Origin of the sequence: Pseudomonas sp. Colony2 (assembly GCF_019382755.1) — a bacterium.
Taxonomy (GTDB): domain Bacteria; phylum Pseudomonadota; class Gammaproteobacteria; order Pseudomonadales; family Pseudomonadaceae; genus Aquipseudomonas.
This window is the reverse complement of the sequence record NZ_CP080030.1, coordinates 3705602-3712093: the sequence shown is the minus strand read 5'-3', so window position 1 is coordinate 3712093 and position 6492 is coordinate 3705602. Positions and strand designations below refer to the sequence as shown.

Sequence of the window (6492 nt, the reverse complement as noted above, 5' to 3'; positions counted from 1 at the left end):
GGGCGGCCGCACGATCAGCAATCTGTTAGATAAGCGTATCGCTCCTAGCACTGTCACCAATGTCTTACATCGCCATGGTTTGGTTCAAACGGTCCCAAAAGAGTTACAGGCAGCAAGGTTGAGGTTTGAACACGACGCGCCCAATGATCTTTGGCAGATGGATTTCAAAGGGCATTTCCCAACGCAACAAGGCCGATGCCATCCGCTAACTGTTTTGGACGACCATTCTCGTTTCAACTTGGCAATCAAAGCCTGTGCCAACGAGCGCACAGCCACGGTACAGGAGCAGTTGATCGCGGTTTTTCGGCGCTACGGTTTACCAGCTCGCATCAACGTCGATAACGGGCCCCCATGGGGCTCTCCGCGTAATCCGGGGGAGATCACGGAACTGAGTATCTGGCTTGTTCGCCTAGGTATCAGAGTAAGTTTCAGTCGGCCTTTCCACCCTCAAACCAATGGGAAAATCGAACGATTTCATCGGTCACTCAAGGCTGAAGTGCTCAACGGCCGCCATTTTCGGACGCTTGCAGAGGCGCAAACAAATCTCGATCAATGGCGAGAGGTTTATAACCATCAACGCCCTCATCAAGCTCTGGGTTACAAGGTTCCAATGGACCGATACCGAGAAAGCCCCTGGGCTTATCCGGAGACGCTTTTGGCGTTTGAGTACGGGCCGGACGATTTAAAGGCCAAGGTTTATCACAGCCGATTTAAGTTTCAGAAGCGCTATTTCAGGATCGCCAAAGGCCTGGCCGGACATCACATCGCACTACGTCCCAACACTGAAAGTGACGGGCTATTTGACGTCTATTTCTGCCATCATTTTTTGCGAACGATCGACGTGAAACAGCCTGATTACGGTTCATAATGTGTCAACCATGTCCCCGCACATGTGTCCACCATGTGTCCGGTCCGTACACGCTTTTGCAAAGTGACTCGCTGTAAGAGCGAAACCATAAGCCGCCRTTACCYAAATAACGGATATGCCCCCAAAATTCCGCCGATATTCGATCTCGAAAACCACGGCCCCCCTGGGACATCCCACCCGACAAGCGATCTTACTGCCACCCGCTGGTGCATGCTCTTGATTGCATGCAGCTTTTTGTAGCGAGGAAGCTCGCTCCCGTTGACCCGCATGGCAGGCCAAACAGCCTAATCAATAGCAAGCTAGCTAATTGGCGCATTAATTGCCTTGAAATATGGCAATTAGACATCACTCCCGGAGTCCGCCATGAGCAGCCTGTCGAGCAGCACGATGCAGTTATCTTCCGCCGAGAAAAGCTGGCTGCCCTGGTGGGGCAAGACCGGCAAGTTCGCCATGGGCTGGTCCTGCCGCCTCAACCGCGCGGTGTACCCGGTGATGGAGCAAACCTTCGAGGCCATTGCCGAAACCCGGGTCAAACTCCTGCAAACCTGGACCCGCGAACAGTGGGAACACCTCAACGAACTGGCCACGACACTGGCCCGCGATTCCGTGCTCACCGACAACAGCCTGCTGGTGGAAAAACTGCACCAGGCCGGGGATTTCTCCGAGCTGTTTATCGTCGACCCAAAGGGCGAACTACTGGCGAGTACCTGGAGCCAGGCCAGTCACCGCGCGCTCAATCAACAAGCCCTGGCCGCCGGGCTCAAGGCGCCATTCCTCCACGGTCCCTACAGCGACCCGCTGACCTTGCAGATCGGCCCTTCGTCCTCGCGCTTCCATGACGAAGTGACCCTGATGTTCTACCAACCATTGACCCGCGAGGGCAGGGTGGTCGGCTGCCTCTGCGGTCGGGTGCCCAACGACATACTCGGGGATTTGATCCAGCGCGAGGCCGGGCATATCTTCCCCGAGTCCGGCGATAACTACCTGTTCATGGTGCAATCGCGCTTCGACCCGGCGCTGCAGCCGGGCATTGCGCTGTCCCGCTCACGCTTCGAGGACGGCACCTTCACCCACGGTGAAAATCTCAAGAGCGGCGTGCACACACCCTGGAAAACCGTACAGATCCAGCGCCACACCGAGCTGGAATTGCGGTTTATCGACCCCGCCACCCAACAACTGCACCCCGGCGTGCGGGAAACCATCCGCAAGGGCTCGAACCTGTTTGTCACCTATCCCGGCTATTCCGACTACCGTCACATCCCGGTGGTGGGCAAGGGCGTGACCTTCGAACTGCCGGGCTCGCCGGATCGCTGGGGCATGATGTGCGAGGCCGACCTGGAAGAGGTCTACCGCCGGCGCTCCCTGAGCCACGGCTTGATGAAGCCCTATCTGGCGACCATGGCCGGCCTGTTTGCCTGCAACTTCCTGGTCCGTCACTACAGTGGTTTGCCCGCCGCCTGGACCGATGCGTGCGAGGTGCTGAGCATGGTCGTCGCGGCCTTGCTGTTCAGCCGCCTGGGCCCCAGGCGCCTGGCCGCACGCCTGAATGAAATGACCGAGGTCATCCGCACCATTGCCGAAGGCGAGGGCAACCTGCGCCAACGCCTGGACAGCGGGCGCATGGTCAACGACGAAACCGGCGACATGAGCCGCTGGATCAACAGCTTCATCGACCGCCTGGATTCGGTGGTCGGCCAGGTGGTCAAGGCCAGCCACAGCGTTGGCAACACCAACCAATTGATGCTCGGCCGCAGCGAGGCGGCCGGGTTGATGTCCCATGAAGTGGCCGACGCCACCCACCGCATGATGATCATCGTTGAAGAGCAACTGGGAGAAATCCAGCAAGCGTCGGTGAGCGCCGAGCAAATGAAGCAGGCCATGGACGAGGTGGTCAGCCGGGCCCGCGAGCAATTCCTCGCGGTACAGGTCGGCACCCAGTCGATTCGCGATGTGGTGCAGCGCTCCTCGGAAAGCGTGCAACTGCTGGACAGCCGCATGGCACAGATCAGCAACATCACCGGGTTGATCAGCGACATCACCAACCAGACCAACCTGCTGGCCCTGAATGCGGCCATCGAAGCGGCGCGGGCGGGCGAGCATGGCCGCGGTTTTGCGGTGGTGGCCGACGAAGTCCGCACCCTGGCGTCACGCACTTCCAAGGCAGCGGAAGACATTCGCCAGATGGTCGAGGGCCTGCAAGGCGAAACCCGCAAGGCCGTAGGCTTCATGGAAAACGGCGTGACCAACGTCGACAGCAGCCTGCGCCTGGCCGAGGACGCCTCCTCGGAGAACGTGCACCTGCACCAGGCGGTGGAGAGCATGTTCAGCATCATCCAGCAGCTCAACGCCCGCAGCCTCGACTATGGCAAGACCATCAAGCAGGTCAGCCACTCTTCGGAGCAAATGCGCCTGACCGTAGGGGTGTTGCAGACCAGCGCGGAAACCGTGCGGGTCAATGCCAACAAGTTGCAGAAGCTGGTGGGGTTGTTCGAAGTCAGTGAGGCTGCGGCCTGACCAGGCTGCGCTTATCCAGCAGCAGGCGCTCCAACTCCTTCATCGGCAAAGGCCGGCTGAACAGATACCCCTGGATCTGATCGCAGCCGGCTTCCCGCAGAAACTCCAGCTGCGCCTGGGTTTCCACGCCTTCGGCCACCACTCGCAGCTTCAGGCTGTGGGCCAGTTCGATGATGGTGCGGGTGATGGCCGCGTCCTGCGGGTTGCTGGTGACTTCGCGGATAAACGCGATATCGATTTTCAGCGTATCAATCGGGAACCGCCGCAGGTAGGCCAGGCTGGAATAGCCGGTGCCGAAGTCGTCGATGGAGATCTTCACCCCCATCGCCCGCAGGCGCTGCAAGCTGGCGATGGTGTGCTGGGTGTTCTCCATCAGCGAGCCTTCGGTCAATTCAACTTCCAGCCAATGCGCTTCCACGCCGGCCTGGGCGAGGGACTGGGCGATATCGGCAATCAGGTCGCCCTCGATCAATTGATGCCCTGAAACGTTGACCGATACCTCCACCGCCCCCACCGTGCCGGATTGCCAGGCAGCGATCTGGCGGCACACGTTGTCGATCACCCAACGCCCGAGCGTGACGATCAAGCCCTGGCTTTCCAGGATCGGTATGAAGACCGCTGGAGACACCGCACCGTAACCGGGCCGGTCCCAGCGCAGCAGGGCCTCGAGGGCGCACACCTGACCGTTGGCCAGTTCGACCTTGGGTTGGTAATGCAGCACGAATTCTTCGCGCTCGACCGCCAGGCGCAGGGCTTTTTCCAGGTCCAGGCGCGCCAGGTCATGCACATTCAACCGCGAGGACTCATTTTGGTGGTGTTGAAGTTGCTGCTCCAACAACTGGCTATGGTTTTTCAACCGATCGCCGTGGGCCTTGAGCCGCAGCAGGTTGCGTACCCGTAGCCACAACTCGACCCGCTCCACCGGCTTGCTGATGAATTCTTCAGCACCGGTTTCCAGGCCACTGAGCCGCGCGCTGGACTCACTCAATGCCGAAAGCATGATGATCGGAATGTTCGCCGTGGCCTGGTTGCCCTTGAGCTGGTTGGCCACTTCATAGCCGTCCATGCCCGGCATCATGATGTCCAGCAGGATCAAGTCCGGCGGCCGCTGCGCCACCAACTGCAAGGCTTCTTCACCGCTGGCGGCGCTCACGGTCTGGTAACCCTCGTGGCGCAGCAGGGTTTCCAGCAGCTTGCGCACCTGGATTTCATCATCAACGATCAAGAGCGTTGCGGGTTGGCTGGCCATGGAGAGGACTCAAGTTGGAGGTGTAATGTTCTTTTGCAGCAGCGTATCGATTACCTGGTACAGCTCTTTGTAGCGCAGGGGCTTGATGATGTAGGCATCGCAGCCGGCCCGCAGGGTTTTGTCGCGGTCTTCCTTCATGGCCATGGCGGTCAGGGCGATCACCGGGATGTGGGCGGTGTGAGGGTCCTGCTTGAGCAGTGACGTGGCTGCCAGGCCGTCCATGCCGGGCAACTGGATGTCCATGAGGATCAGCGCCGGTTGTTTTTCCCGGGCCAGGGTCAACCCGGTCTCGGCGTCAGCCGCCCACAACACGCTGTGGCCGGCGTTTACCAGCAGCAAGCGGGCAAGGCGCATGTTGGCCTCGTTGTCTTCGACGATCAGGATTTCGGCCATGGGGCCTCCGCCTCCGCGGCGCGGTGCAGCGGCAGCCACACCACAAATCGCGCGCCGGCACCTTCGCGGCTGGCCACGGCGACACTGCCGCCGTGCAGGTCGGTGAGTTGCTTGACCATCGCCAGGCCCAGGCCCGTGCCTTCGAATTTGCGCGCCAGGCTGCTGTCGATCTGGCTGAAAGCCTTGAACAGCTTGCTCATGTCGTGCCGGGCGATACCGATGCCGGTGTCGCTGACGCTGAATTCCAGGAACTGTTGCTGCTCGCTGGGTTGCAGGGCAAAACCGTAGGTGGGCCAGTCGCCGGGAACCTGCCCGACTTGTGCACGACTCACCTCGCGCACCGACAGGGTCACGGAGCCGCCGTGCTCGCTGAACTTCACCGCATTGGCCAGCAGGTTGTAGATGATCTGCTTGGTCTTGCGCAGGTCGAGTTCCAGGGTGCCGAAGTCGTCCTGGCATTCAAGTTTCAACTGGATGCGTTGCAGCGCGGCCTTTTCCCGCACGATCAGCAGGCTGTTGGCCAACAAACCCGCCAGCTCCACGGCTTCCAGTTCCAGGTCCATCATGCCGGCCTCGACCTTGGACAGGTCGAGGATGTCGTTGATCAGCGACAGCAAGTGTTGGCCACTGGTGAAGATGTCACCAATGTATTCGCGCTGGATATCGCTCATGTCGCCCACCAGGCCGTCCTTGAGCGCCTCGGAAAAACCGATCACGGCATTCAGCGGCGTGCGCAATTCGTGGGACATGGTGGCGAGGAATTCGGACTTCATGTGGCTGGCGTGTTCCAGCTCCAGGTTCTTCTCTTCGAGGGCCCGCTCAAAACCTTTGCGTTGCGCCTCTTCCTGCTTGCGTGCGGTGTTGTCGGTGCCGATCAGCAGGTAGCCGATGATCGCGTCGTTGCGGTTGCGCAGGGCGGTGACCGAGACCATCGCCGACAGGCGACTGTTGTCCTTGCGGATATAGGTCAGCTCGTAGATGTCCTCGATGCCCCGGGAGGCCTTGAACACCAGGGCTTCGAAGCCGGGCGTGATCGGTGTGTCCAGTTCCAGGCTGAGGGCGGCGGCGCGGGTGATCAGCTCGGCGGGGTCGGAAATGTCGGCCGGTGTGACACGGTTCAGCACATCGGCGGCGGCATACCCAAGCATGCGTTCGGCACCGACGTTGAAGATCTGGATCACGCCTTTTTCGTCGGTGGCGATGCTGGAGAAGTAGGCGCTGTTGAAGATCGCGTCTTGCAGCGCGCCGGTCTTGAGCAGGGCTTTCTGGCGTTTGAATTCGACGATTTTCTCGGCCCGGGATTGCGGCTCCATCGGGCTGTCGACTGAAGAGTTGTCCATCATGAAGTGTTCCGTGAACTTGAGGCCAGACGCTGCCAAACGCAGCGCCGCAGAGCATGCTCACAGAAGATCGCGCAGGCGCGATGAGGAGGAGATGATGTCTTTGGACGATAGCAGATAAACAGCAA

4 protein-coding genes and 1 pseudogene (1 of these 5 running past the window's edge) are annotated in these 6492 nt (G+C 60.1%); 2 read left to right on the top strand and 3 right to left on the bottom strand.

Going from position 1 to position 6492, the window contains the following annotated elements; translation table 11 throughout:
- Together JV201_RS14660 and JV201_RS14655 are read left to right on the top strand one after the other, a co-directional pair.
- Positions 1 to 868 (top strand): annotated as a pseudogene (locus JV201_RS14660) (IS481 family transposase) (it extends 259 nt beyond the left edge of the window).
- Between the two features lie 363 nt (positions 869 to 1231).
- Positions 1232 to 3382: a methyl-accepting chemotaxis protein gene (locus JV201_RS14655; RefSeq protein ID WP_134326644.1), complete on the top strand. Its 2151-nt coding sequence runs from the start codon at positions 1232 to 1234 to the stop codon at positions 3380 to 3382.
- Here the strand turns inward: JV201_RS14655 and JV201_RS14650 are convergent.
- The 3 genes from JV201_RS14650 to JV201_RS14640 are packed head-to-tail and all read right to left on the bottom strand — an operon-like array spanning position 3363 to position 6364.
- On the bottom strand, positions 3363 to 4631 hold the full coding sequence (locus tag JV201_RS14650; protein WP_003209700.1) for an EAL domain-containing response regulator: 1269 nt from the start codon (positions 4629 to 4631) through the stop codon (positions 3363 to 3365). The genes JV201_RS14655 and JV201_RS14650 overlap by 20 nt on opposite strands.
- Before the next feature lie 9 nt (positions 4632 to 4640).
- Positions 4641 to 5024 carry a response regulator gene (locus tag JV201_RS14645; protein WP_003209702.1) on the bottom strand — a complete coding sequence of 128 codons (384 nt, stop codon included), beginning with the start codon at positions 5022 to 5024 and terminating at the stop codon, positions 4641 to 4643.
- On the bottom strand, positions 5009 to 6364 hold the full coding sequence (locus JV201_RS14640) for a HAMP domain-containing sensor histidine kinase (RefSeq protein WP_219405595.1): 1356 nt from the start codon (positions 6362 to 6364) through the stop codon (positions 5009 to 5011). Before JV201_RS14640 ends, JV201_RS14645 begins: the two co-directional genes overlap by 16 nt.
- Positions 6365 to 6492 lie beyond the last annotated feature (128 nt).

Excerpts from the sequence above, each read along its gene's own strand:
- JV201_RS14655 (WP_134326644.1), top strand. The coding sequence starts at position 1,232 with ATGAGCAGCCTGTCGAGCAGCACGATGCAGTTATCTTCCGCCGAGAAA.
- JV201_RS14650 (WP_003209700.1), bottom strand. The coding sequence starts at position 4,631 with ATGGCCAGCCAACCCGCAACGCTCTTGATCGTTGATGATGAAATCCAG.
- JV201_RS14645 (WP_003209702.1), bottom strand. The coding sequence starts at position 5,024 with ATGGCCGAAATCCTGATCGTCGAAGACAACGAGGCCAACATGCGCCTT.
- JV201_RS14640 (WP_219405595.1), bottom strand. The coding sequence starts at position 6,364 with ATGGACAACTCTTCAGTCGACAGCCCGATGGAGCCGCAATCCCGGGCC.